Source organism: Streptomyces sp. NPDC093149 (assembly GCF_044754145.1).
In the GTDB taxonomy this organism is placed as follows: Bacteria; Actinomycetota; Actinomycetes; order Streptomycetales; family Streptomycetaceae; genus Streptomyces.
The window spans coordinates 1-23,029 of record NZ_JBIVON010000040.1 but is presented as its reverse complement, the minus strand read 5'-3'; the positions used below and the strand labels follow the sequence as shown (position 1 = coordinate 23,029).

23 protein-coding genes and 4 pseudogenes are annotated in these 23,029 nt (G+C 68.4%); 9 read left to right on the top strand and 18 right to left on the bottom strand.

Annotated elements, in window-relative coordinates; translation table 11 throughout:
* Positions 1-25: 25 nt before the first annotated feature.
* Positions 26-589 (bottom strand): annotated as a pseudogene (locus ACIQCZ_RS40825) (transposase family protein); the annotation flags it as partial.
* Positions 590-914: 325 nt separating this feature from the next.
* On the opposite strand from ACIQCZ_RS40825, the pseudogene ACIQCZ_RS40820 reads away from it, so the two are divergent.
* Positions 915-1,658, top strand: a pseudogene (locus ACIQCZ_RS40820) (IS256 family transposase); the annotation flags it as partial.
* Complete coding sequence (locus tag ACIQCZ_RS40815) at positions 1,655-2,185, top strand: GNAT family N-acetyltransferase (protein ID WP_402291073.1); 531 nt, start codon at positions 1,655-1,657, stop codon at positions 2,183-2,185. The pseudogene ACIQCZ_RS40820 and the gene ACIQCZ_RS40815, both read left to right, overlap by 4 nt.
* Positions 2,186-2,463: 278 nt before the next feature.
* On the opposite strand, the pseudogene ACIQCZ_RS40810 reads toward ACIQCZ_RS40815, so the two are convergent.
* The 3 genes and pseudogenes from ACIQCZ_RS40810 to ACIQCZ_RS40800 all read right to left on the bottom strand — a co-directional run bounded on the left by ACIQCZ_RS40810 (position 2,464) and on the right by ACIQCZ_RS40800 (position 3,801).
* Positions 2,464-2,717 (bottom strand): annotated as a pseudogene (locus ACIQCZ_RS40810) (DUF6332 family protein).
* 55 nt (positions 2,718-2,772) lie between these two features.
* Complete coding sequence (locus tag ACIQCZ_RS40805; protein ID WP_385142036.1) at positions 2,773-2,907, bottom strand: peptidoglycan-binding protein; 135 nt, start codon at positions 2,905-2,907, stop codon at positions 2,773-2,775.
* 18 nt (positions 2,908-2,925) lie between these two features.
* Positions 2,926-3,801: an aminoglycoside phosphotransferase family protein gene (locus ACIQCZ_RS40800; RefSeq protein ID WP_402291084.1), complete on the bottom strand. Its 876-nt coding sequence runs from the start codon at positions 3,799-3,801 to the stop codon at positions 2,926-2,928.
* Between the two features lie 1,584 nt (positions 3,802-5,385).
* Here ACIQCZ_RS40800 and ACIQCZ_RS40795 point away from each other — a divergent pair.
* Complete coding sequence (locus ACIQCZ_RS40795; RefSeq protein WP_402291072.1) at positions 5,386-6,060, top strand: hypothetical protein; 675 nt, start codon at positions 5,386-5,388, stop codon at positions 6,058-6,060.
* Positions 6,061-6,093: 33 nt separating this feature from the next.
* On the opposite strand, the gene ACIQCZ_RS40790 is transcribed toward ACIQCZ_RS40795, so the two are convergent.
* Together ACIQCZ_RS40790 and ACIQCZ_RS40785 are read right to left on the bottom strand one after the other, a co-directional pair.
* On the bottom strand, positions 6,094-6,744 hold the full coding sequence (locus ACIQCZ_RS40790; protein WP_402291070.1) for a hypothetical protein: 651 nt from the start codon (positions 6,742-6,744) through the stop codon (positions 6,094-6,096).
* Between the two features lie 147 nt (positions 6,745-6,891).
* On the bottom strand, positions 6,892-8,523 hold the full coding sequence (locus ACIQCZ_RS40785) for a hypothetical protein (protein WP_402291068.1): 1,632 nt from the start codon (positions 8,521-8,523) through the stop codon (positions 6,892-6,894).
* A gap of 500 nt (positions 8,524-9,023) precedes the next feature.
* On the opposite strand from ACIQCZ_RS40785, the gene ACIQCZ_RS40780 reads away from it, so the two are divergent.
* The gene (locus ACIQCZ_RS40780; protein ID WP_402291067.1) at positions 9,024-9,647 is read left to right on the top strand and encodes a hypothetical protein; all 624 of its coding nucleotides are present in this window, start codon (positions 9,024-9,026) and stop codon (positions 9,645-9,647) included.
* 602 nt (positions 9,648-10,249) lie between these two features.
* On the top strand, positions 10,250-10,903 hold the full coding sequence (locus ACIQCZ_RS40775; RefSeq protein WP_402291065.1) for a hypothetical protein: 654 nt from the start codon (positions 10,250-10,252) through the stop codon (positions 10,901-10,903).
* 137 nt (positions 10,904-11,040) lie between these two features.
* Here the strand turns inward: ACIQCZ_RS40775 and ACIQCZ_RS40770 are convergent, their stop codons facing one another.
* Both ACIQCZ_RS40770 and ACIQCZ_RS40765 read right to left on the bottom strand, forming a co-directional pair.
* Positions 11,041-11,217, bottom strand: coding sequence for a hypothetical protein (locus ACIQCZ_RS40770; RefSeq protein ID WP_402291064.1), 177 nt, complete (start codon positions 11,215-11,217; stop codon positions 11,041-11,043).
* Positions 11,218-11,938: 721 nt separating this feature from the next.
* Positions 11,939-12,496 carry a hypothetical protein gene (locus ACIQCZ_RS40765; protein ID WP_402291062.1) on the bottom strand — a complete coding sequence of 186 codons (558 nt, stop codon included), beginning with the start codon at positions 12,494-12,496 and terminating at the stop codon, positions 11,939-11,941.
* Between the two features lie 171 nt (positions 12,497-12,667).
* On the opposite strand from ACIQCZ_RS40765, the gene ACIQCZ_RS40760 reads away from it, so the two are divergent.
* On the top strand, positions 12,668-13,837 hold the full coding sequence (locus ACIQCZ_RS40760) for a HEAT repeat domain-containing protein (RefSeq protein WP_402291060.1): 1,170 nt from the start codon (positions 12,668-12,670) through the stop codon (positions 13,835-13,837).
* Positions 13,838-14,093: 256 nt separating this feature from the next.
* On the opposite strand, the gene ACIQCZ_RS40755 is transcribed toward ACIQCZ_RS40760, so the two are convergent.
* From ACIQCZ_RS40755 to ACIQCZ_RS40715, 9 genes and pseudogenes are all read right to left on the bottom strand, one after another.
* Positions 14,094-15,260: a DNA gyrase subunit B gene (locus ACIQCZ_RS40755; protein WP_402291058.1), complete on the bottom strand. Its 1,167-nt coding sequence runs from the start codon at positions 15,258-15,260 to the stop codon at positions 14,094-14,096.
* Between the two features lie 600 nt (positions 15,261-15,860).
* Entirely contained in the window at positions 15,861-16,376 is a 516-nt protein-coding gene (locus ACIQCZ_RS40750; protein ID WP_402291056.1) for a hypothetical protein, read from the bottom strand.
* A gap of 329 nt (positions 16,377-16,705) precedes the next feature.
* The gene (locus ACIQCZ_RS40745; protein WP_402291055.1) at positions 16,706-17,287 is read right to left on the bottom strand and encodes a hypothetical protein; all 582 of its coding nucleotides are present in this window, start codon (positions 17,285-17,287) and stop codon (positions 16,706-16,708) included.
* Positions 17,288-17,480: 193 nt separating this feature from the next.
* Entirely contained in the window at positions 17,481-18,209 is a 729-nt protein-coding gene (locus ACIQCZ_RS40740) for a hypothetical protein (RefSeq protein WP_402291053.1), read from the bottom strand.
* Between the two features lie 119 nt (positions 18,210-18,328).
* Positions 18,329-18,520, bottom strand: a pseudogene (locus ACIQCZ_RS40735) (hypothetical protein); the annotation flags it as partial.
* Positions 18,519-18,644 (bottom strand): hypothetical protein, encoded by a 126-nt coding sequence (locus ACIQCZ_RS40730; protein WP_402291090.1) that lies wholly within the window; start codon positions 18,642-18,644, stop codon positions 18,519-18,521. The pseudogene ACIQCZ_RS40735 and the gene ACIQCZ_RS40730, both read right to left, overlap by 2 nt.
* 103 nt (positions 18,645-18,747) lie before the next feature.
* Positions 18,748-19,497, bottom strand: coding sequence for a hypothetical protein (locus ACIQCZ_RS40725; RefSeq protein WP_402291051.1), 750 nt, complete (start codon positions 19,495-19,497; stop codon positions 18,748-18,750).
* Between the two features lie 401 nt (positions 19,498-19,898).
* A complete protein-coding gene (locus ACIQCZ_RS40720) occupies positions 19,899-20,033 on the bottom strand; it encodes a hypothetical protein (protein ID WP_402291049.1) in 135 nt (44 codons plus the stop codon).
* A gap of 54 nt (positions 20,034-20,087) precedes the next feature.
* Positions 20,088-20,579, bottom strand: coding sequence for a hypothetical protein (locus tag ACIQCZ_RS40715; protein ID WP_402291047.1), 492 nt, complete (start codon positions 20,577-20,579; stop codon positions 20,088-20,090).
* A 35-nt stretch (positions 20,580-20,614) separates the two neighbouring features.
* On the opposite strand from ACIQCZ_RS40715, the gene ACIQCZ_RS40710 reads away from it, so the two are divergent.
* Together ACIQCZ_RS40710 and ACIQCZ_RS40705 are read left to right on the top strand one after the other, a co-directional pair.
* Positions 20,615-21,019: a group II intron maturase-specific domain-containing protein gene (locus tag ACIQCZ_RS40710; protein ID WP_402291082.1), complete on the top strand. Its 405-nt coding sequence runs from the start codon at positions 20,615-20,617 to the stop codon at positions 21,017-21,019.
* Between the two features lie 233 nt (positions 21,020-21,252).
* On the top strand, positions 21,253-21,381 hold the full coding sequence (locus ACIQCZ_RS40705) for a hypothetical protein (RefSeq protein WP_402291088.1): 129 nt from the start codon (positions 21,253-21,255) through the stop codon (positions 21,379-21,381).
* On the opposite strand, the gene ACIQCZ_RS40700 is transcribed toward ACIQCZ_RS40705, so the two are convergent.
* Positions 21,348-21,863 (bottom strand): hypothetical protein, encoded by a 516-nt coding sequence (locus tag ACIQCZ_RS40700; protein WP_402291081.1) that lies wholly within the window; start codon positions 21,861-21,863, stop codon positions 21,348-21,350. The two genes, ACIQCZ_RS40705 and ACIQCZ_RS40700, sit on opposite strands and share 34 nt — an antisense overlap.
* A 521-nt stretch (positions 21,864-22,384) precedes the next feature.
* On the opposite strand from ACIQCZ_RS40700, the gene ACIQCZ_RS40695 reads away from it, so the two are divergent.
* Positions 22,385-22,729: a hypothetical protein gene (locus tag ACIQCZ_RS40695; protein ID WP_402291045.1), complete on the top strand. Its 345-nt coding sequence runs from the start codon at positions 22,385-22,387 to the stop codon at positions 22,727-22,729.
* Positions 22,730-23,029 lie beyond the last annotated feature (300 nt).

Genomic DNA, 23,029 nt, shown 5'->3' with positions numbered 1-23,029 from the left:
GCCGCCTGCGCGCCTCGCGCCAGGCACGCATGTCGCCGTCGGGAGCGCCCTGGGCCGGCTTCTCCGGCGGGGCGCTGACCTGGGACGGGAACTCCTTTGCCAGACCCCGGTAGCCGGAGTCGACCTCGGCGTGCACATCGGGGTGGAGGCGGAACTGTTCGGCGATTCCCTCGGTACGCACAGCGGTCTGGTCGTGCATGCGGCCCGGGCGGACGACGCCGGAGAACAGGGTGCGGCCCTGGTGGTCGCTGAATGTGGTGGTCTTGATCGTGTTCTGCTTCTTCTTGCCCGAGGCGAAGGCGTTGCGTCCGGGGCGGCCCGCGCGGGGGCGTCGGACCTGGACTTCCGTGCCGTCGAGCTGGATGTCGACGCCTTCGGCATCTGCGTAGGCGAACAGGTCGTCCAGGGTGCGGATGCGCAGACCAGGGCGGCCGGGGATGGCAAAGCCCCGCGCGGCGAGCAAGGGGCTGGTCTCGCGGATCGCGGCGGAGACGGTGGAGCGGTCCACCCCGTACAACTCGGCCAGGGCGGCATGTGGCAGCCCGAGCCGCAGGTGGGCCAGGGTGGCCGCGAGCCGGTCGGTGATCACCAGGCGCGGCTTGCGTTCGGCTCCCTCGCCCCGCCCTGGGTGGCGGCCCGAGCGTCGGCCCTGCACGTGCTGAGGGGCGGGCCCCGCAAGCGGGCCGTCTCCACCCCGGCCGCATTGCCCCGCCTCCCCGCCGCAGCCTTGGCCGCGTTCAGGGTCTGGTGGGCAGGGGCGGCCGGGTCGAAGGTCGCCAGCACCGCGGTGCGGCTGGCATTGCGCGGGTCGCGGATCATCTTCGCTGCCCCGCGGACCCAGACCGGCTGTCCGTCCCGCAGAAACCGGACCGCCCTGGACAACCCGCACGAAGCCACCACCGAAGAACTGCTGCTACGTATATGTGTGGGCGGACGGGGTGCACCCCAAGGTCCGGCTCGGGCAGGCGCACTCCTGCGTCCTGGTGCTGATGGGTGTGCGGCTGGACGGCACCAAGGAGCTGGTCGCGCTGGCCGAGGGGCTGCGCGAATCCACCGAGTCGTGGGCCGACTTGCTGCGCGACTGCTGCAGACGCGGCATGCGCGATCCCGAGCTGGTCGTCGGCGACGGCGCGATGGGACTATGGAAGGCGCTCGCCGAGGTCTTCCCGGCCGCCCGCCACCAGCGCTGCTGGGTCCACAAGGCCCGGAATGTCACGAACGCCCTGCCGAAATCCGCACAGCCGGGCGCGAGGAAGGCGATGCAGGAGATCTACAACGCCGAGGACCGGGCGCACGCTGAGAAGGCGATCAAGGCGTTCGCGAAGACCTACAGCGCCAAGTTCCCCAAGGCCGTCGCGAAGATCACCGAGGACCGGGAGGAGCTGCTGGCGTTCTACGACTTCCCAGCCGAGCACTGGATCCATCTGCGGACCACGAACCCCATCGAGTCGACCTTCTCCACCGTCAAGCTTCGCACCAAGGTGACCCGCGGCGCGGGCAGCCCGGCCGCCGCCCTGGCGATGGTGTTCAAGCTCGTCGAGTCCGCCCAGGAACGCTGGCGCGCGGTCACCGGAGCCCACCTGGTCGCCTTGGTCCGCTCCGGCGCGAAGTTCGAGAACGGCTTCCTGGCCGAGCGTTCTGAGAGGATCGCAGCATGAGCGGCCAACGCCACGCCTCCACCGAATCCCACCGGCCCTTTGCCGAACCGGTCCGGCTCGACCTGTCCGATCCCGACACCCTGCGTCATCTGTGGGACCTTCAGCGGGCCTCCTACGCGGTCGAAGCCCGGCTCATCGGCTTCGACGGCATCCCGCCCCTGCACGAGTCCCTTGAGCAGTTGCGTGCATGTGACGAGTCCTTCCTCGGAGTTCGCGACGAGTTGAGACTTGTTGGAGCGGTCGCCTGGACCCGCTTGCCGAACCGTGCTCTGGACATCTGCCGCCTCGTGGTCCATCCCGTCGCGCATCGCCGCGGCGTCGCAACGGCACTGCTCGACGCTCTGGACTCGATCGAGCCCGCGGAACTGACCGTCGTCTCCACCGGAACCGCCAACCTGCCTGCCGTCGCGCTCTATGGTCGGCGCGGATTCGTCCCTGTCGGCAAGCGCCAGGTCGCGCCCGGCGTCACAGTCACGCTGCTGGAACGCAAGAACGCATCAGCATCTCAACCAATCCACAACTCTTGACAATTGCTCCAGCGAACCGCATCCCGAAACCGCCGCTGACCAGTGACAACACACCACTGTTGGCTGTCTCTCACCACCACTGTCCCGAAACCGAGAAATCGCACGGGGGCATGACGCAATAGGTGCCGCAGGTGATTCCGGCTCCGGGACATCGGCAAGCCCAGGGCACGGTCGCCATGCCGACGCCGACCGCCACCCTGAGGCCGCGGTGGTGCCTCCGGCACCACATGCTGGAACAACCGCCGACGGGCTACCGACCCCAAGGAGGAGGCCTGCGGTCAGTGACCTTTACGGCGCTGTGCGTCGAACCGACGCAGCACCCGCACCAGACGCCACACTCCGGCCGCCGCTCCGAGCAGCGCACCCCCCACCAACGCGCCCTTCCCCGCTGGACCAGAGACGCCAAAAGCCAGCGCGAGGGCCAGAGCGACGGCAAAGACCGCCGCAGCCAGCACGACGGCAGTCACCAGAGCAAAAACGATCTCCACCGTCATTGCGTCCCTTTCCACCGCGACTCACGCCCCATGTCCATGCTGCAAGTCTCACATCACGTCAAGCCATTGCGCCTGGACCGAACAGCACCTGGCTCAGTGGCCGCAGCCGGACATGGGGGTGTCGAGGTACTTCCAGGTCTGGGGTCCGACCTGGCCGTCGGGCTTGAGACCGCTACAGCTCTGCACGGCACGTACGGCGACGTCGGTGAGCGCAGGGCACGAGGCGATCGGGAATACCGGGTGTGCTCACCGGGTCAACGCGAGCAGTTCATCGATCACCGGCTCCTCACCACCGCTACCGAGGTGGGCGATGGCCGCGAACGGCGCGATCACCCGGCTCCAGGCGTGGAGCCGGTCGCCATCGAGCCCGCACGCCGCCGCCACGCGCGCGCAGCGGGTCTCGACGCCCTCCAGCCCGGCGCCGGCCACGACGTAGTCCACGGCGTCGAAGCACGGATCACCCACACATGCCTTCGGATCGATGGCCATGAGACCTCGCTCCGCGCCGCCGTCGAGCACGTTGCCCAGGTGCAGGTCGCCGTGGAGCAGCACGGTGGTTGCTTCCGTGTCCAGCAGCCGCTCGCACCGCTGGATGGCCCTGTCCCACGCGGTGACGTCCATCCGTGCGCTGATGGCAGGCTCGGACAGCCGCCTGCCGACCCGGGCGAAGGCCTCTTCGCACCGCCCACGCAGCACACGCGTGGGCAGCGGAGGCGGAGCGACTCCGTGCAGGGCTGCGAGCAGCTCCGACCACTGTCCCGGAAGCGAAGCAGCAGGCATGTCTTCCACTGGCGTTCCGGGCACGATCTCCTCCAACACCATTGCGCCCGCGTCCTCGTCGACGGCCAGCACGGCGGGCACCCGGCCCGAGGCGGCGAACCACCCCAGCATTCCGGCCTGCTCGGCCATAAGGGCCCGCTCCGGACTGATTTTCAGCACCGCAGGCGTGCCGTCGGGCCAACGGCACCGCAACGCGACCGACGAAGCACCGTCCGGGAGGGGCTCACCGAGCGAAAGGCCCCACTGGGACGTCAGCCGCGTGATGAGACCCGGCGTGTCAGCGCACCACTCGGCAACCTGGGGACCGAATCGACGTACCAACCGCGCAGTGACGCTCTCCACATCCACCAGCAGTCGTTTCACACGGGTCAGTCTGCCGCTCGCGCGATCTTTGTCCAACGCTTTCCCACCACTCGCTGCGACCGCAAGCCGACGAGCGAATTGGACCAGAGCAGTCACCCAGCCCTTCGGCGTGGGAGCTCTCACTCCCCTGACCAGGTAATCCTCACCTGGTGACCAGTCAATCCTCACGACTTGTCCGACACCAGCGCCCAGCCATCAACGCTCAACGCCCCATGAACCAAACCGAAACAGCCCGATCCACAGCACCCGAGACCGGACACCGAACCGAGAACCACCCCGGACAAGGAAGCGAAGACTCTCACCGGGCCAGCCTAAGCCGGGACATGACGCCACGTCACACGCGAGACCGGCGAACCGGACCGGTCGCGACTACGCAATGGGCCTGGGCTGACTGCGCCCATCCGTCGGCCGACGCACATCCGGCAGCTGACACACCTTGACGAGATCAGATCACCTGCGCACGGGCCGAGCAGCCAGCACAGACTGGCTGACCTTCGGAGAGGCACTCAGCGGCCCGTTGCCCGCACAGGCAGCGGGCCGGATCGGATCAACGAGGGCCGGCGTCGTGAGACCAGACCCGCTGGATCGTCCGGTAGTCGATCACAGTGATGTCCTCCTGCTGCAGAACTTCCAGGACGGTCGGTCTTCTTCCGGCACCCCCACGGGTGCGGGGTGACCGGCGCGATGCTGCGTCGTTGACCACGGCATCGTGTGCATGAACATCCGTTCCTCCCCGCGGATACGCGAGCGAGCCCCGGACGCGCAGGTCCGGGGCTCGCAGGTTGTTCGGGGTGCGGCCCCGCGGCAGCGCCGGTGCCTGCCCGGTCATGTCGTGCGGTGGACCGGTGACCGGTGAGGAGTTCCTCGCCACCGAGCCTGAGGCTCCCTGAGCAGACGGGAGGCCCGCCCTCAGTGGGGTTATCCACAGGGTCCGGCAGGGGCGGCGGGCACGTCGTAGCGTGCTGCCTCTGTCGATCACCAGGGGGTTCGGGATGTGTGACGTCCGGCTGGAATGGCTCGCTGCTGAGGTCATGGACGAACTGCCGTCCGCCGAGGCGCGGACGGCAGTCCAGGCTCTGCTCGCCGATGCCGCCGGGCACCCGGACCGGTGGCCGGCCCCTGGCGGAGAGGAGATCGCCCACGCCTTACGTGGCCTACGCGGACGGACTGGAAGTACGCGACATCGGCTGGGCGCAGCAGTCGTGATGGCAGGGCCACTTCTGGCTACCGGTACTCGTACCGTTTCCAGGCGTTTCCGACACTGCGGGCTTCCCCAGGGTCATCTGGGGCTTGTCCGCGTGCTGGTTACATCGCCCGGCTCCGTGCTTGACGGGCCTTGCGCCGGATGTCGCGTGTCTCCTCCCTGGCGGCCTCGCATTCCCGCTCGGCCTGTTCCTCCTTTTGGCACAGGGGGCAGACCATGCTCAGGACTCGCGAGCGCAGCTGTTCGCGCCCGCTTCGCCTTCGCCGTCCCGCGCCCAGCCCCGCACCCGCCTCGCGGCTCGTCCGGTTTCCCGGAAACACGGTCGCGCCGGGCCGTCGCCCGTTGCTACAAGAAGGGGCATGGGAATCTGGACCGACGCCTTCATCGCGCCCCCGGCACCAACTCCCCTGCGGCCGGAGGCGTTCGGCCGGCTCGCGGTCGAGCTCGCGCGCGAGCGTGTGGTCCGGACCCCGTGGGCGCTCCTCGCGGGGCGGCTCTGCGTCAACGCGAGCCTCAACTGGGGCAGCGTCAGCGGGCAGGCCAACTGGGACCGGCCTCCCGTCGGTACGGTGCTGCGGACCGAGGAGTACCCGGGGGAGGTGCCCGACCCGGACGACGACCCCCCGCCCTGGGGCCCCTCGCACGAGGAAGCCCAACTGCTCGCCTCCGGCGAGAAGGCGCTCGACATCCTTCCGGCGCTACGGGCCGCCCCGTACGGCGACGAGGACATCGCCGTCGTCTTCGCCCACATGGACTTCGGCAACCGGGCGATCACCAACTACTTCCAGTACGCGGACAGACGCACGACGCTGACCTGCTTCGCCCTGGCACGCCCGCAGAACCGGCCGCTGTCCGCCGACACCTACGGGAACATGGACGACGGGCCGACGCTTCCGGTGCGGACCTGCGTGGTCCACACCTTCAAGCACGCGCTGGGCGACCTCGGCCTGGACGGCGGTCCGGTACCAGCGCTCGCCGCAATCACCTCCCGCTACTTCGGACCCGACCAAGTCAGCGGCAAGACCTGGGGCTGAACCCGCCCGGCGCCCAGCCCCGGGCCCACGGCATCACGTGAGACTGAAGAAGAGGGTGTCCTGCGTGTACCCGTCGGCTCTGTGCTTCGAGTACCACCATTGCTCGTGCTCGAATTCGAGTATCTCCATGAGTTCCTGGACGTCGACCCAGAAGTCCGGGGCCATGCGGGCCAGGACGTCACCATAGGCGTCCGCGGCGGGTTTGGCCCTGTCCAACGGCAGGTGGCCGATGGCCGGATACCCGTCCACCGGGCGCGGTATGCCGGGAAAGCCGTCCGGCAGCCCGCCGAAGAGGTATCCGCCGGGCAGCAGGTCGCCCGGCACACCCAGGCGGCGCAGCTCCTCGTCAACCAGACCGAAGAACCTGGAGGGATCCGCATAGGTGCCCAGAGTGTAAGGGTCACAGGCATTGTGGTCGATGACGATCTGCAGCGCGGCGTGATAGGCGTTTCCCGCGCGCTCGGCCTCCGAGGACATGCGCCCGGCCAGGAGGTGGTCGAGCGCTTCCGGGACGGTCAGACCCCAGTCGACCTCCTGGTGGTCGAGACCGGTCTGCCGCGCACGGGCGGAGTCTCGCATGCTCTCAAGGCGGCTTTGCTGATCTGCGGTCAGGTTGCCGTTGCTGCCCAGGAAGGCAAGGACGTCGGCCTGGTCGGCAGTGGAGTAGCAGATCCCGTGGCTCATGGCGCCATGATGCCAAGGACGACTGACACCCCGCCTGACCCGCAGGGGCGCGGCCGGAGGGCGTCCGGGCCCGAATCATCCGCAGCGAGGAGCGCACACTCTGCGGTCGGCCCACACCGCGGGAGGGTCGAGGCGAGCGTTCATGTCTCAGCCGCCTGTTCCGGATTCGGTGTCGGGCAGGGTGTCATCGGCTTCTCGTTGACGGCAGTAGAAGCAGTGGACGTCGTCGGGGTGCGGGCCGACCAGCGCGGTCAGCTGTTTCCACGGGGTGGTGCGGGGACCTGTTTCCACCAGCGCGTCCACCGCGGCGACGAGGGGCTCGTTGAGGCTCGGCTCCAGTCCGACGACCAGAGTCGGCACGCCCGGATGCCAGACGGCGTGCTCGACCGTAGCCGCGATCTCCGCAGGGCCGCCCTGGGCGGGCAGGAGGAGAACCTGGTCCTGGTCGGTGACGACGAAGCCGAAACCCGAAGCCGGCTGCCCGTAGGTTGTGACGGACTCGCTGCGCAGCAGCACGACTTCGAGGGGAGCCCCGGTGGAAGGGCCGGGCGCGGGCATGGTGCGCGGTACGTGCAGAGCGATGAGCTCGGTGCCGGGTGATGTAGCGCACCAGGCCGGGCCGGCCGGTGCGGGCCAGGTGCCCAGGACGGATCCGGCCGCCGCGTTCGGATGGGAGTCCAGGGCCTCCAGGGCTCGGTGTGCCCGGAGGCTGCCGGTGTTCTCTGCGGGGGTGACCCGGTCGGTGAACAAGGGCCGAAGCGGGTGAGGCAGTTGGCCGGTGTCGACGAGTACGGTCCCTGCGCTGTTGGGGTCTCCGAAGAAGCGCAGTGCTTCGCGTGCCAGGCGCTGGGACGGGGCGTGGTCCATGACCCATTCCAGGCCCTCCCAGAAGTCACCGGTCATTCTGGGGGCGGGCGGCAGGACGAACTCCACGGGGACCTGCCAGATCGTGGCATCGCTGTCCTTGGGCAGCGCGCCGTGGTCGGGGACGCCTCCGCGGCGCCATCCGGAGGTGGCGCTGTCCCACCGGGCGTTGCCCAGCTCCAGCACGGAGGCCCGCAGCGTGCCCTCCAGGCCGGCGGCGGCGCTCTCGCAGCGGCGGACGAACGCCTGCGCCTCGGCCAGGGGCGGCGGAACATGGTCGGCAATCCGCTGGGTGTCCGGTGCCCAGCTGGCCACGAGAGCCGGGGTGGCGCAGCCGGGCGGCCACCACGGCAGCCGGTGCCCCAGCGCCCGGACCAGGTCTCCCAGTTCGTCATCGGCGGGGCGCATCTGGCGCAGGAGGCGGTGGAGGGAATCCTCGATACGGCCGCGGCCGTCGGCGTCGATGTCGTAGAGGTCGAGCATGCGCACGTCCCCAGACAGGGAGCCGTACTGGGGTTCGGCGCGGGTGGGCAGCAGGACCAGGGTGCCCAGCAGGTCGGTGGCCGCGAAGTGATCGGGCTCGATACCGGCGAGGATCTCGTGCACCAGGTGCTGCAGCGGGCTTCCGTGGGGCCAGGCGTGCGGCCAGCCGAGCAGGCGGCTCATCTCACCCGGGGCGAGCACGGTAGCCAGCCACACAGAGGGGCCACGCCCATCGGGGGCCGTGTAGCGGGTGACATGGACATCGACCGGCGGGTGCCGCAGCTCGGTGCCTCGGGTCGCCTCTTCCAGCTGACACAGACGCAGCGTCTGCTGGCCCTCACGGTGCAGGTTCGGGCCGTCCGGGCCCGGCAGCAGCCACGACGCGGTGCGCGGCGGGAGACGGCGGCCGGTCCTCGCGCACCAACGGGCCACGGTGTCGCCTCGCCACAGGGGCCGTGCTGCGGTGCTGTCTGCGGCATCGGGTTCTGGGAGCGCCTCCGACGTTCCCTCGGCGCGCAGTTGGGATACTCGTCCCGGGGTCAGGCCAGTCAGTCGCGCGATGGCGGCGCCGGAATAGGAGTCAGCAAGGGTGTGATGGCTACGCGTCCAAGGGAAGGTCACCACCCCAAACTAAACGAAACATTTAGCGCCGCCATCGATTTTCGGCCGATACCTTCGGCCGGGAAGCCGTCAGCCGCACCGCGTGGTCCAGAGCATCGGGGTGATCGAGCGACATCCCCAACCGCGGCCGTACTTGCGGGCGCATTCCCCGTTCGTCAGAACTTGCTGCTCCTTGACGTACGGTCACATGCCTGGGCTCAAACCTGCCGGAGCGCGGCATCGGTGTGCTGCTGTGATCGATCCCTGGACGCCGCTGATCTGCAGCGGCTGACCGCCTCGGCTTGTCGCGCAGCTCTGCCTATGCTGCCGCTATGGGTCTGGATATCACGCTGTTCATGGCGGACTGGGAGAAGTTGAGCGCTATCCCTGTGGAAAACCGGATCCGAGCACTGGATGACACGACCTGGCCACCAGTGCACGACGGCAAGTACCCCCAGCGGTACGGACTGGCCGGCGGCTGGCTGTGGCCCCCGGATCGGGAGTCTGCATGGTGCGCCGAGTACGACTTTTCCACCACCACCGGCAGCTATAGCCCGCATGCCCGGGCGGGCGATGCATGGGACGACATACGGCCCCTCGTCGACGCATCCGTGCGCGAGGCGATCGACGCCTTTCTCGACGGTCTGATCTGGGACGCGAACCCGGCCGACGATCCTGCGCTGACGGGCGGCGGAGGGTTCTTCCCGCCGGCCACCGACCGCGGGCTCCTGCGCGTCCTCCTGGTGTGCCCGCCTGAGGCAGTAACCGGCAAGGCCCACGCCTGGAAGCGAGCGGTGTCCCACCTGGATGTGTTGCGCGAGCCGTTCGCCGCCGAGTGCGAGGGCTGGGCAGGAAGCCCGGACACCTTCGAGGACTTCACCGCGCTGCTGCGTGAATGGGGCGCCGTGATCACAACGGCCGCGCGCCGCAGTTGGGGACTGGTGGGTCTGCCCTAGCGGTCCCTGCAGGTAGTCAACGGTGTCCTGCCACTCCTCGCGGTGCCACCCGCCCAGCCCGCGACCGCGGCCGCAGCCACGGCGACTTCATCCGGCGCGGACGGCCAGGAGCTGGGCGCGGGTGTAGGTGGTGAGGGGAGCGTCGTGCGGGCGGGCAGGCGCTGCAGGGTGTGGGTGAGCAGGTACGCGCTGCGGGTGCCCGGGGCGCAGTGCAGCGCGGGGACGCCGGTGACCGGGGCATACAGGAGGATGTCGGTTTCGGTGCCGGAGCCGTTGTCCAGCAGTGTCTTCTCCAGGACGGTGGGCAGCAGGCCCGGTTCGGTGGGGAGCGGGCGCCCGGCCCACTCCCGGGCCGTGGCGCAGACGCCCGGCCGTACTTCGGCCGTCTCGCCGGCGTGCCAGTCCCGGCCTCCGCTCCCTTCCGAACGATCCCGGTGACGTAGGGGGCCAGGTTGCTCAGAGTCTGCCGGGCTCTGCCCTCATCCGCCCGAGTGAGGGGCGATTCGTGTGCGGCAGGGCTGGGTGCGGCCTGCCTGTTGGGATGGTTCAGGTAAACGACCCCGGGTGCTGGGAATGTCAGTGCCCTTTGGCAGGGTGGCCGTATGAGCAAAGTAGTCAGTTACTCCATGGCGAACCGCGGGGAAGTTGCGCGTTTTCTGCCGGCCCTGGACCTGAGCGATGACGAATCGCGGCTCCTGAACAGGATGCGGGAGCGGGCGCGGGCACGCCAGGACGATCTCGATGCCCAAGAGGTGGACTGGGGACTATCGGTTCAGGACGCGCTGGAAGAGCTGATTACCGGTCGGGCCGATTCCAGCGCGAGGTACGCAGGCAGCGCCTACTACACAGCCCTCCAAATCATCATCGACCACAACGCATCCGACTCCGCCACCCTGGCAAGCTACCGAAGCCCCACCACTTTCTTCTCCACTCTGGACGACGCGCTGAGCGCAGCTGGTGTCCAGGCGGACCTGCTGCCGTACCAGTACATCTACAGCGGTCCGCCCTCGGAGATCGGGTTCCGTATCCCCAGCCCCCTGGAGGGCTCTCCGGAGATCGGATACTGGCCGCTGGCGAAGGCCGGACCCGCGATAAAGGCCTACCGGGCGGTACTGGACCGGATCGACGCCGACCTGCGGTATGACCTGGAGGAGCTGATCAAGGCCCTCGACAGCTGGTACTCGGAATGGGCCGAGGGCCAGGGCGCCTGGTGGTGGGCCGAAGACGGATCGATCTTCTTCTCCATCACCGGCTGAACCGGCCCCGGGCGGCTTCTCCTCGCACCGCTGGCCGCTGGCCGCTGGCAGGCAGTGGCAACGCGACTTCGAGTGCCGTTGGCCGGTTGTGTGTGCGGTTTCGGCCAAGAGCCTCGGACGTGGTGGGGCGGGCGGGGTCAGGCGGTCACGGGTGTGGTGCCCCATCGGCCGAGGAAGTCGGTCAGGGCGCAACGTTGTTCGTTCTCGCGGTCGATCTGCCGGGCGAGGACGTCGCGGTCGATGTACGGGTCGATGGCGGCGAGGACCAGGCGCTGGAGTTCGGCCGGTTCCAGCGCCTCCACCTCCCATTGCACGGGGTGGGCGGGGGCGAGGCCGTGGCGGTCGGCGAAGGCTGGCCATCTCGGGTCGCCGTGCTGCCCTGGGCCGGGGCAGTTCGTACTCGATGGTCTGCTCGCGGGTCAGGATCACCCGGCGGACTTCGTCCCAGCAGTCTTTGGTACGACGGACCCAGTCCCGTTCGATCTCCGCCCCGCTCGCGTCGAAGTCACCGCACCAAAGGAGCGTGGCGCGGCCGTGGCACGCGGTGCGGCGGCGTACGACTTCGGTGTAGGACTGGGAGGCGAAACCGCGGACGACCAGGACTGGGATGCCGTACTCGGCCAGCCAGGAAGTGAGGAGTTGCCTCAGGGTGTCCTTCTCCGCCGCGACGTACAGCGGGTGCTGGCCTTCGGTGCGGTCGAGGGCGAACCAGCCCACGGCCTCGTGCAGGAACGTGGCCGCGTCCGGCCAGGCCGGCGGGACATGGACCTCGCGCAGGGTGTCGATCAGCCCGTTGCTGTGCCACTGGGTGCCGGGCCACGTCGTACGTCGTCGTATGCGGGCCGACACGGCGCCTGGACGTCAGGGACTCGCCCTGACCGGCCGTCATACGGACGCCCCAGCGGCGACGTCTGCCCGCACACCACCCGGCTGCCTGGTCCGGGGTCGGACTGTCGGTCTCATGGGTTCGTGGCGTCGTCGGCCGCCGGGCCGTCGTCACCCTGGTCTACCTCGTGCCGCGCATCAGCTGGCGCATCATGCGCGCCCAGGCAGGCAGGGGGCCGATCTGCCCACAGCCGACCGCGGACTTTGCTTCGGGGCCGTAGTGCGCCAGGCCCTGATCTCGAACGGAATCCGCAGCCAGAGCACCCGGCCGATGTCGATCAGCGGTTCGAAGTCCGCGAGCGTCGCCATGGGGCCGGTGATCAGGACTGCACTGCCAGCCGCTGCGACATCACGGGGCCAATCCGGCGTCGTCGGCATCGTGCCCTCGTAGAGTGCAAGGCCGCCAGGCAGGGAGATGCGCATCTCGCCGGTGGACGGCGACAGGTACGCCTCCCACCCCGGGGCTGTGCCGGCCTCGAAGCTGGGCGGCAGGGTGAACTTCCTGGCTCCGCACGACTGCATGGACGTCTCCACGGTGTCGCGGACGCGTGAAGTGCCGTCCGTGTTCGCCCAGGACACGGTTTCCGGCTGGATCATCACGATCACTGGCTCTCCCGCGATGCGTGCGGACTGCGCCCGCATCCTGGCGACGGGAGCGCGCAGCTCCTCCTCGTCGGCACGTCTGCGCGCGGCCCGCTCCTCGTACACCTCGAACGAGAGGTGCTCTGCGCACGAACCGGTATGCCGGACCTCCCGGCGGCCCTTCCCCTCCCGAACGACGACGACCCGCGTGTTCCCCGTTCGCCCCTCTTCCGAGAAGGGGGCGTTGTCGGTGGGTGCTGGCAGGGTGCGTGCATGACGGATAGCGAGAGTGCCCGCATGACGCGGATCCTGAGCGGGCTGCCGACAGCGGCCCGAGAACTGCTGTTGGGGACGGAATGGGAGTCTCTCCAGCACGCCTACGGCTCCGGCGAGTACATACCAGTCTCCCTGTGCTCCCTCGTGGACGAAGATCCCGAGGTTCGGTCCGAGGCGTTGGCCGCGTTGGACATGGGCGTGCTGCACCAGGGCTCGCTGTACACCGTCACCGCGCCCGTGGCGCTGTTCGTCGCCGCGATCCTCGACCACCCCATGGGCCTCGCCGAGCACGAGGGGCACTTCCCGTGGGACGACGGGCCGCCGCGCACCTTGCGGGCCGCCCTGCTCGTCTGGCTGGGGCAGGTTGCCGAGTCGGCCGCCTATGGGGAGGATCTGGTGCGCGACCGAACCGACTGGCAGTGGGCGCCCTGGCACGACGAGACGCGACGCGAGCACGACCCGGACGAGCTCGCCGCACTGCACGCGTGCCGGGAGATACGCTCCACCCTGTACGACGCCGTCGAGCCGTTCCTCTCCTCTCCCGATCCCCACGTCTGCGAGGCCGCGATCGGCGCCGCAGTGCCACTCCTCTTCGCTCCAGGGCTCGCCGACCGGGTGCCGCGGGCCGCCACGCTGCTGCGGGCACGGCTGGGCCCCGTGGCGAGGCGACGAGAGCGAGCGAGTGTGGCGCGCGCGCTCGGCGTGTGGGGGATGGACACCTCCGACCTGCTCGCCGACTCCGACCCAGCTGTGCGGGTCTGTGCCGTGCTCGGTCCTGCCCATGTTGATCGGCCACGCGCTCTCGCCGTCCTCCTCGACGCCCTGCGGGACCCGCGAACGACGGACGGCTGGTTCCCCGAGCCACTGCCCGGGCTCGACGGGTGGTTCCGGTTCACCGTGCTGCGCTCCGCGCTCGCCCTGACCGAAACCTTCGAGGAGGTGGCACCGGTGGCGGTCGCCATCGTGACCGCCGGCGGCACGTCGGTCACCGACCACGAACGCGGGCCGATCCTGCTCAGAGCCTTTGCTGGTGGCTACGACCCGACCCACCCGCTCACCCCCGCCCAACGCAGCCTGTTGCGGGCCTTCGTGGACACCGAGGAGGCGACGGGCGGCATCGCCGGGAACGTGTTGTGGTTCCGCGCGGCTGGGCTGCCCGAGAACCGGGAGGGCATCGCTGCGTTGCTGTGACCTTGCCCGCCACCGCACCCTGCACCCATGACGCTCCCCGCCTGAGGCTGAGCATCGAAGTTGTCCACCCGGGCCATCTACGATGCACGATCACAATGGCTGTGACTTAGCGCTGTAGCGGAACAGGATCGTCATCGCCCCTGGCGACTCCCGGTCCATGACCCTGATCCCCGAGAAGTGCGAGGGCCCGGTCAGCAGTGCCCTGCTGGCGCCCCCGCCGGGCGTCCGCGCCGCTTCGCATGGCTCTGCGGGCTGTTCAGTCCTGGTGAGTGTTCCGGAGGATTCGGTCGACGACCTGTGCGGCGTGCTTCGGCTGCTCGTTGAGCCAGCTGCCGAGGTGTTCGCGGACAGCCTCCCCGACACAGCCGCGTACGTCGGTGTTGCCCAGCAGGTCGTGCGTGGCGCCGAGGTATTCGGGGTGTTCGAGTTTCACCGACACGACTGCCGTGAGGCCATCGTTGATCCGGTCGGCCCAGGGAGCGTTGTCCCCCGTCAGCAGCCCTCGTTCACGCGCGTACGCGGTGACCGCCGCCGCCACTCCGTCTCGGAAGCCGTCCACGTGCGTGCCGCCCTGGCGAGTGGCCCGGCTGTTGGCGAAGCTGCGTATTCGCTCCCGGCGGGAGCCGCTCCACAGCAGGGCCACCTCCACCGTCCCCGCCATCCGCGGATCCTCGTGCTCGAAGCCGATGACGTCCGGATGGAGGGCGGCCCCCGTTTCCGCGTCGAGGGCGGCCACGAAGTCCCGCACGCCGTCCGGAAACCGGAAGCTCACCGCCCGGGCCCCGCCCGCCGGGCGTTCGTCGGTCAGCGAGATCCCCAGGCCCCGGTTGAGGAAGGCCACCTGCTGGAAACGCTCCGCCAGCACGGCGAATGAGCACCACGTCGTTTCGAAGACCTCGGTGTCGGGCCAGAAGGCAATGATCGTCTTGCTTCCGGCCATCGGCCCCGTGGCGGCGGGCTGGGCGGCCGCGACACCGCGCGCGTACTCCTGGACCCGGCAGGTCCCCCCGCGCTGCACCTCGGCCGTCAGTCTGCTCGACAGGGCGTTGGCTACGAAGAGCCCCGCATGGCCGCCATGGCTCACGTGCGCGATGTGCCGACCACCGCGCTCGACGGCGGACATACCGGTCAGCAGGGCTTCGAGACCGCGGCCGCCGGTGTCCCCGTCGGCCGCCAAGGGACCCCCAGGCCCATTGTCGGCGACCCGCACGCCGCCGTCGTGGGTCAGCGTGACATCGACGGAGCCGCCTTCCCGGCCGGCCAGGACACGGTTCACGGACCAGCCCACGACCTGGAGCACCAACTCGTGCAGCCCGCGTTCGCTCGTCGAGCCAACCCACATACCGGGCCGTTTCCGAACGGCTTCCCGCCCCTCCAGCGCCTCGATCCTGACAGCGTCGTACCCCATTCTCTTCCCACTCACGAAGACCCCTCCCATGGTGTTCGGCAGATCTCCGCAGCCTATGCAGGATCCATGAGAACACCAGGCCAGAGGCATTCCGGCGAAGCTGTGGGCGGGTGGGTGAGAGCGTGCCGGGAAGTAGCTGGCCCAGGTGCCGTAGACCACGCCCGGAACATGGCCACGGCCCCGGCGAAGCCGCGTACGCCCTCACTCCGGGCACCCCTGAGGCTTCCAATTCCATCGACGACGGGTAGACAACACGCGAAGCTCCAGGCGGACACGGGTGATCTTGTTGACAATCCGCCTACGCAGCTTCGTAGTTCCCCATGCGTGTCCAACTCGTGGCCAGTGCCACGAGAATCGACATCGACTGGGGCCGGGTCTGGAGCGTCATGCGCATCCTCAGCGAGTCCACGGAGCGGAGAACGTACGCCTAATCGTCTGGTTCCACTGACTCGTTGCCTGAGTACCTGGTTGGCCAGACTGGCCAACTACAGCGCTACGTCACAGTGACCGAGCGCGATACCTGGCCCGGATGGCTAACTCCGATACTCAGGGTCGGAGGAGAGCCGCGAGCATTCGGGAGGCTGCCACGGGCTTCGTTCGACAAGGCTCGATCGGCTACGGCGCCATGGGGGCGCGGACCTCATTACGGATGATCGCTGTCTTGGCGGCGAAGTTCTCAAGGTCGAATGCGGCAGGATCCTTGTCGGATTGCACGCTCTGGGTTACGTAGACAACAGCAGATCCATCCGCCCAGGAGCAGCCGGGGGCCCAGGTCGTTCCGAATTGGTCGACCTCCCTAACGATCCGGCAGGAGACGGGTTCAGAGAAGCCCTGAGGGACGACCGTACGGGGCCCGATGATGACCGTGGAGCGACTGTCGGGGTCCGTGGTCCGGCTGTCGAGGATCTGTAGGAACTGGTCGCGGGCGGCGACCGGACTGAGCACGGTTCCATACACACCAGTCACTGCTAGCACGGGCCCCGACGTTTCGGAAGTACGGTCGGCGGGCTGATAGGCGGCGAACGCGGAGATTGGGCTTTCGATCTGTCCGGAGAGCATCGCTGCAATGCCCTGATCGGGCTCGGAATGATCGGCCTCTGTGAAGGTGCCCTTGAGTACCGCCTCAGGCATCTTCAACCGGTATGGCCCCGATGGATCCGAGACCGGTCCCGAGCCATTCGTCGATGTGCTGTCCGTTGGGCTGCTGCTCCGCTCGCTTCTGCTCTCTCCGCTGCTACCACAGCCAGCCAGCGCCAACGTGGCCATGATCGCAACTGCCGCCGGCTTGAGACGTCGCTTCACGTGTTTCCCCCACTGTGCGCAGTTCAACCTGATCACTGTGCCATGAGGTGGGCCGCAGGACAGGGTCTGCGGCTGTGACTGAGTATGACGGATGACCCAGATAGGCAGTTTGGATGCGCAGCATTCATCTCATGGCTTTCGAGTCGCGTCGAGCGGGCTCAGTGGGGTGGTTCCTTCCCGTAGGCGTTTCCGGACTTCGGGAAGGGGGTGCGGGTTGCATGGGGGTCGCTGAGCGCGTTGAGCGTGGCTCGGGCCGCGGCGCGCACGGCTTCGCCGGGGGCGTTGGTCAGCGGGCGGACGACGACGTGGGCGGGTTGCGCGTCGAGGCCGAAGGACGCGAGGGCGTCGAGCGCGCGGGTCACCACGCCCCAGCTTTGGTGTCGGCCGGCCCATGTGAGGGTGTCGGTGATCACGGGTACAGCAATGGGGTCCTTCAGCTCGGCCAGGCAGGACAGGTATAGGCTGGCGGGGATGGGTGCGTTGGGGCGGACGGGGTCGATGAAGCGCAGGCCATCGGCGGGGAGGGGGACGAGCCGGTCGGCGGCTTGCGGGTAGCCGCCGACGCCGTAAAGGACCCGCCAGTCGTCCACCCGGGTCTCCAGCGAGCGGATCAGGTCGGAGAGCGCGCGGGGGTTACGGTGGTCGGCCAGGGTCATGACCGCCTCTTGGTAGGCCTCGCGGACGACGGCATTGTCGGTCGCCCAGACGTCCGGGCCGTGGGCGGCGCGCAGGGTGGCCATGTAGTCGTCGAGGGTGTCGAGAAGGAGTTTGGTGTCCTCGGGGGCGACCTGGAGTCGGCCGCCGAACCACTGGCTGAATCAGGCGGCGTCGTGGCTGACCGGACGGCCGCCCCTGCGCCCCTTCTTCCTCCGGTTGGCGGCCTGGTCCTGCGGCATCGTCGTCCCCGTCCTGGAAGACGCGCTGGAACGCGGTTCACTTCACCCGGGGTGCGATGGCCTTCGTCAGTGCCATGACGTCGGCGAACTTCCCGCCGTCGTTGTCGGAGGTCACGGACAGCAGCCGGTCACCGACTCGCATGACGACGAGATCCAGGCCGACGTACGCCTTCCGGTCGATCGTGACGCGCACGCCCTCGTCCCCGACACCGTCGACGGCGCTGACGGTGATCGTGACCGGGCTGTTCAACAGCCCCGCCGAATTGGGCTCGTAGGTCGTTCCGCAGACACCTTCCAGCGACCTCAGCTGGCCGAACACCTCCGACGCCTGGCCGGTGGAGTAGGCGCGCACCATGATCCCGACCTCATGGGCGGACGGGTCGGTGACCCCCAGGTTGGCGTACGCGCCCCAGCCGCCGAGGGCCGCCTCCGTACCGCTCCGGACCAGCTGGTCGCAGCCGAAGTTCACCGTCGGGCTGGGATCGGCGGACGGCGGCACCGGCTTCGGGCCGCTGTCGTGCTCCTCGAACACGGTGGAAACCTTCCACCCCTCGGGCAGGGTGCGGTTGGTCGGCAGATAGGTCTTCAGGACCGAACCCGGCACCACGTGCGGGTCGGCGGTCGGCGCCGCGGGTGCCGACGGCGACGGGCTGTCGGCGGTCGGCGCGGCGGCCTTCGGCTGCTCCTCCGCCTGCGAGCCGCAGCCGACACAGAGAACGGCCGCGCAGACGACCCCGACGAACGCGGAGAATCGAGTGGTGCTCATGGACGCCTCGTTTTCATGCTGCACATGAAAACACACTGAGTGACATGTCCACCGCTTGAGCCACGCGTGAATCCGTCAACTCTTCATGCTTGTACCGCAATTGATCTCAGCCGCGCTCCTCACCAGTTGTGGGCAGGGCTCCCCTCCCCGATCGGGGCGAGGTCGTGGAGGCGGGTGATGCCGCGGACTGCGCGGTGGACGCCGTCGCCCTTCGGGCGACAGTCGCGGAGGATCTTCCAGGTCTTCATGCGGGCCGAGACGTGCACGACTCGGGCGCGGACTGTGCGGTGGGAGGTGTTGTGGGCTTCCTCAGACCGAGTAGCTGAGGTCCTTCGCGACCAGGGAGTCTGGTCGCAACCGCAGCCAGACGGTTCCTTGTTCGGCCGGGTCGTCGAGCAGATAGTGCCGGAAGCGGTTGTGTAGAGGCTGTCGCACGGAGTGCCGCGCACGACCATCGAGCCGATCCCGGCGGCCTGGTCGTTTACTGGCGGAGATCACTTTATTCCTGCCATGTCCTATTCCTCGCCTCAATCGCGCTTCATGCGCGTCGTCGGGGGCCCGGCCAGGGGTAGCCGAGCTGATCAGCAAACCCCTTCGAACCACCGCAAACCTCGGCGACCTCGCGAGGGTCCTCGGCCGTGAGATGCGCCTCAAGGCGCTCTACTTGGTCCGCCGGGTCGTCTCCCGAGATCGGAAGGGTCATTCTGAACTGAAGCCAGGGACGGCCTTCCCTGATCGCGGAACGGCCGGGGTGGAACAGGAAGACGTTGATCTGGTCAGGTTCCCAGTGCCAAGCTGAGACGGCTCCCAGTTCACATTCCCAGGTCGTCAGCCGGCCGACATGCTCCCGGAGCCTTTCCTCCAGAAGCCTGGCGACTGTTTGGGCCGGCCACTCCCAGCTGCGATCCGTCGAAGCCCGGCGGACCTCCACTTCGTACTGGTTAACGTCGAATCGGATCTCTGGGAGCTCGACATCCTCTTCATACGGGTTGCGCCAGCCGCTCCAGATCACGTGTTGCCCTTCGCGCCTGACGGTCACGTAGACAGCGCCGCAGCATCCTTCCGTGCACTCGGCCTCGGCAAGCCGAACCTCACGGGGGGTGTCTGTCGCGTGAAGCAACGTATCCGGCCCCAAGAGATACCGAGGGTCATCTGCTGGGCCCTCATCAAACACTTCGGCCAGGATGTCTCGTCCGTTGATGATCGGTCGGCATTCCACGGCGCCCTGTCGGCTTCCCAGTGGTGGCACGACGATGCGGAGGGACAGTAGATGCGGTTCTGTGGTCATTGGCTGATGGTCCCGGAGTCAGTGGCAGTTGTCCTGCGTGTTTCTGCTTGGGAGGAGACGGGGGCCTCCGTCTTGGACATCCTTGCCCGGGTGCGTCCGCACGCCGTGGGCTCGGGCGGCGAGGCAGTCGGCCCAGGAGGTTTTGTGGCGAACCCGGCCCAGCGGACGGCGGTGTTGGGGTAGAGGCCGAGGAGGCTGGCGAGGACGGGTGCGGGCAGAACGCCCAGCGAGCGCGACCAGGGCCGCGTTCCGGGCCAGCCTGGTGTCGGTGTTGATCCGGGTGTAGGCCCAGCGGATGCGGTGCCTCTGACCCGCGGGTCGCGGGTGCGCGCGGCGGGCGCGGGGCAGGAGCGACCAGCGGGCGTAAGGGGAGAGGAGCAGGGCGTGCTCGGGGTGGCACTTCACGGTCCGGGTGAGGTGGCGCTCGATGCGGGCCGCGAGTTCGTCCCGCTCGGGCACAGCACCTGGTAGGTGGCCAGGATGCCGCGCAGGTAGGCGGCACGGCGCCCTGTCCACAGGTCGGGGTGCTGGTCCACGAGCGCCTTGTCCCGAACGGCCTCTGCCTGCTCATGGCCGCATGGGCCTGGAAATCAGCCGTGGTGGCGAAGTGTGACTGATTCCCAATGACCGTTGTCAAGCGAGCGGCACGCCGATCGATCTTGTTCGTCCTGTGTCGGCGGCGGCGTGTGCGTGCAGCGTTCCAGAAGCCGGCGATACTGCTCAGGGTCTGCCTCGATGATGAGCCTGGCCTTCTCATGGCTGTTCCGGAGTTCGGCGGGGTAGTCCGCCGGGTCGAGGCTGAGTTCCAGCGAGAGGTCCTGTCGTGTCTGTGGGTCTTCGCAGGCCAGGAACGCGGAGAGGCAAGCTGATCGGTAGTCGTTGCGGAGATCCGTCAGCGCCTCCAGTGCCGCTTTGCTCTCCTCCGTCGGTACTCCCCGGCGCAAGTCCCCCATGGAGGCGTACTGAAGTCCCGGGCGAGCGAAGTACCAGGCCATGCTGGCACCGACCTTTTCGCGGTTGGAACCGGTCCGCATGTAGTCGGTGATCGCTGCCTGGATCTGGCGGTGGCCGCAAGCTGTCACCAGGGGTTGGATGAGTTGCCGTATGCCGCTTCGGCATTGATCGTGCACTGCAGCCTTTCATCGGAGACCGGCCCATCCGGTCGCTGAAGGACAGGATCCGTGCCCTGACACGCAGGAAGTCGCAGCAGAATCCACGAGAGGTGCTGGCCAGACTCAATCTGATCACGCACGGCTGGGCCAACTACTTCAGGCACGCAGTCTGCAAACACACCCTGAGCAACCTGGCGAATTTCGCTTGGTGGCGGGTGGTCAAGTGGATGCAGACCCTGCATCGCTGGAGGTGGAAGGACGTCCGCCGCTGGCTGAAGGCACCCAATGGGAGCTGGAAGCCGATTTCGGTGGACGGTGTCGAGTTGTTCGATATGGCAGCGGTGCCGGTTACCCGCTACCGCTACCGCTACCGGGGCAACAAGATCCCCAATCCTTGGGTCCCTGCATAACCACGCAGAACGGCAGAGACCGTGGAGAGCCCGTTGCGTCGTAAGGCGCACGGCGGGTTCGGCGAGCGGCACGGAGAAACGGACCGGTGGCAACACCGGCACCGCGCTCCGTGCCGACTCAACCCGGGCACGAGAGGCGCCGTTGGAGACGCTGATGAGAGGTCCGACTACCGCCTGGCCGGGTGCAATGTCCGGCTGTTTGCAGGCGGCAGGTCTGCATAACGTGGATGCGCGTGTACGACACCGAAGCCGAGGCCACCCAGCCACTGCTCCGCCTCGCCCGCCAACGCATCAGCGTCCTGTTCGCCATGCTCCGCGACGGCACCTTCTACGAGTCCCGGTCGGCCGCGGCAGTCAGTTGAACCCTGAGGGGATCCGCCAGCAGCACCACACGGTCGACCCCGGGATCGAACCCGAGCACCGGGTTCCCCCAGTCACCCTCCCCGGTCATCAACACAGACTTGCCCAGCCGACGCCCGATCGCACCCAGGAAGCCGCACAGGACATCCACCCCTCCCTGCCCCTGCAACTCCCGAAGGTCAACATCGAAGTCGATCTCCTCGGCCGTGCCGGGCCGGAAGATCACCAACACCTCCGGGACCGGCCAGACCCGCAGATCGACCGTCTCGGCGTCGGCCGGTCGCGCCAACACCTCCGCCGCAGAGGGCAGCGGCCCAGCAATGCCGCCCTCGGAGTATTCCCATGTCCATCCGCTCGACCGGACCAGCTCGAACACCGCCTGCCAGTCCTCGACCGAGGTGTCAGCCACGGACACATCCGGCAGAGCACCCATCAGGTCAGGGTCGAAGAAGTTCCTGACGTCGTCCCACAGCAGATCCGGCATCCCGCCATGCTGCCCGCCGACCCGCTCGAACGCAGCCCGATTTCCTTGACGAACCCCATAGAGGCCCCCCAACAACCCAGGTGACCGGTCTCCCCGGTCACTGCGGCGGCGAAAGCCCGGGAGAGCTGTGACTTCCTCGGCCGGGGGCATCGGGGAGGTCGTCTTGACGCTCTTGCGAAGCAGCCTCCGCTTCTGCCAGTCGGTTCTGCGACTGGCGTGCGATGTCGGCGAACCGTTGCGCCCACTCATCGAACTGGTCTTCCCCCATGGCTCCCGTGGGGTTGGGGTGCACTCGCCGTTCCACCGTGCCACAGCCGGGGACTGACGCCGGGCCAGGCGGGACGCTACGAATCGCCCCAGGCCCTCGCCCCGCAACCTCCCGGCCGCCCGGCATGGGGAGCTGGCGCGCCTGGAGGCGGAGGCTTTCCTCACGCTCGGCAGCCTGCTCCGCGCACCCGCTCAGCATCGTGCGCCCGTGCAGTCCACCGGCGTTCGGTCCGGCGTAGGTGATAGAACCGAGCATGGACCTGATCGCTTATGGTGCGGCCTCCGCAGGCATCAAGGCTGCTGGTGGTCCGCTCGGTGCCCTGATAGGCCGTTACCGGCCTACGGGTATCCCCCGGCTCGGCAGCAGGGAGGACCGGGCAGGCGCGTACCGCCGGATGCTGGACGCCTCGACCCGCTCCTTCGCCTACAGCTACCAGTTCGCCAACCTGCGCCGCGAAGCCGGACGGGCCTCGTACAAGCTGCTCAGTGCGCAGATGCCCTCGATGTGGGAAATCAGCAGCGACCTGATCAGTGCGCTCAAGGTGTTCGCCTGTGCGGCAGCGTCCAGGTCATCGACGCCGCGGAGGAGCTCGTCATAGCCGTCGGCGGCCTGGACCTCAACGAGAGGAAGGCAGAGCTCTTCCAGCTCCAGGCCGAGGCTGTGGTTGCCGCCCAGAAGACGTTCCTGAACACCTGCCGAGAAGAGCTCTCCTATAACGCCCGCTGGTACCAAATCCTGCGCAAGCGCAAGGAGAAGCGCTTCCTCCGGCAGCTCGTAGCCGGTTGACCACGTCCGTCCCCTTAAGGGCTCGCAGAGAATCAACATGCTGATTTGATCTCCGTGGGGCTGCTGTTCGTGAGGAACGCGGTGACGTCGGCGGGCGTGCGGAACCTGGCTG

Coding starts and splice junctions, on each gene's coding strand:
- ACIQCZ_RS40790 (WP_402291070.1), bottom strand. CDS start 6,744: ATGAGCCACGGGATCTGCTACTCCACTGCCGACCAGGCCGACGTCCTT.
- ACIQCZ_RS40760 (WP_402291060.1), top strand. CDS start 12,668: ATGACGCGGATCCTGAGCGGGCTGCCGACAGCGGCCCGAGAACTGCTG.
- ACIQCZ_RS40725 (WP_402291051.1), bottom strand. CDS start 19,497: ATGACCACAGAACCGCATCTACTGTCCCTCCGCATCGTCGTGCCACCA.
- ACIQCZ_RS40750 (WP_402291056.1), bottom strand. CDS start 16,376: ATGCCTGAGGCGGTACTCAAGGGCACCTTCACAGAGGCCGATCATTCC.
- ACIQCZ_RS40700 (WP_402291081.1), bottom strand. CDS start 21,863: ATGCCGGATCTGCTGTGGGACGACGTCAGGAACTTCTTCGACCCTGAC.
- ACIQCZ_RS40780 (WP_402291067.1), top strand. CDS start 9,024: ATGGGTCTGGATATCACGCTGTTCATGGCGGACTGGGAGAAGTTGAGC.
- ACIQCZ_RS40740 (WP_402291053.1), bottom strand. CDS start 18,209: ATGAGCACCACTCGATTCTCCGCGTTCGTCGGGGTCGTCTGCGCGGCC.
- ACIQCZ_RS40775 (WP_402291065.1), top strand. CDS start 10,250: ATGAGCAAAGTAGTCAGTTACTCCATGGCGAACCGCGGGGAAGTTGCG.
- ACIQCZ_RS40745 (WP_402291055.1), bottom strand. CDS start 17,287: ATGGCCACCCTGCGCGCCGCCCACGGCCCGGACGTCTGGGCGACCGAC.
- ACIQCZ_RS40815 (WP_402291073.1), top strand. CDS start 1,655: ATGAGCGGCCAACGCCACGCCTCCACCGAATCCCACCGGCCCTTTGCC.
- ACIQCZ_RS40795 (WP_402291072.1), top strand. CDS start 5,386: ATGGGAATCTGGACCGACGCCTTCATCGCGCCCCCGGCACCAACTCCC.
- ACIQCZ_RS40695 (WP_402291045.1), top strand. CDS start 22,385: ATGGACCTGATCGCTTATGGTGCGGCCTCCGCAGGCATCAAGGCTGCT.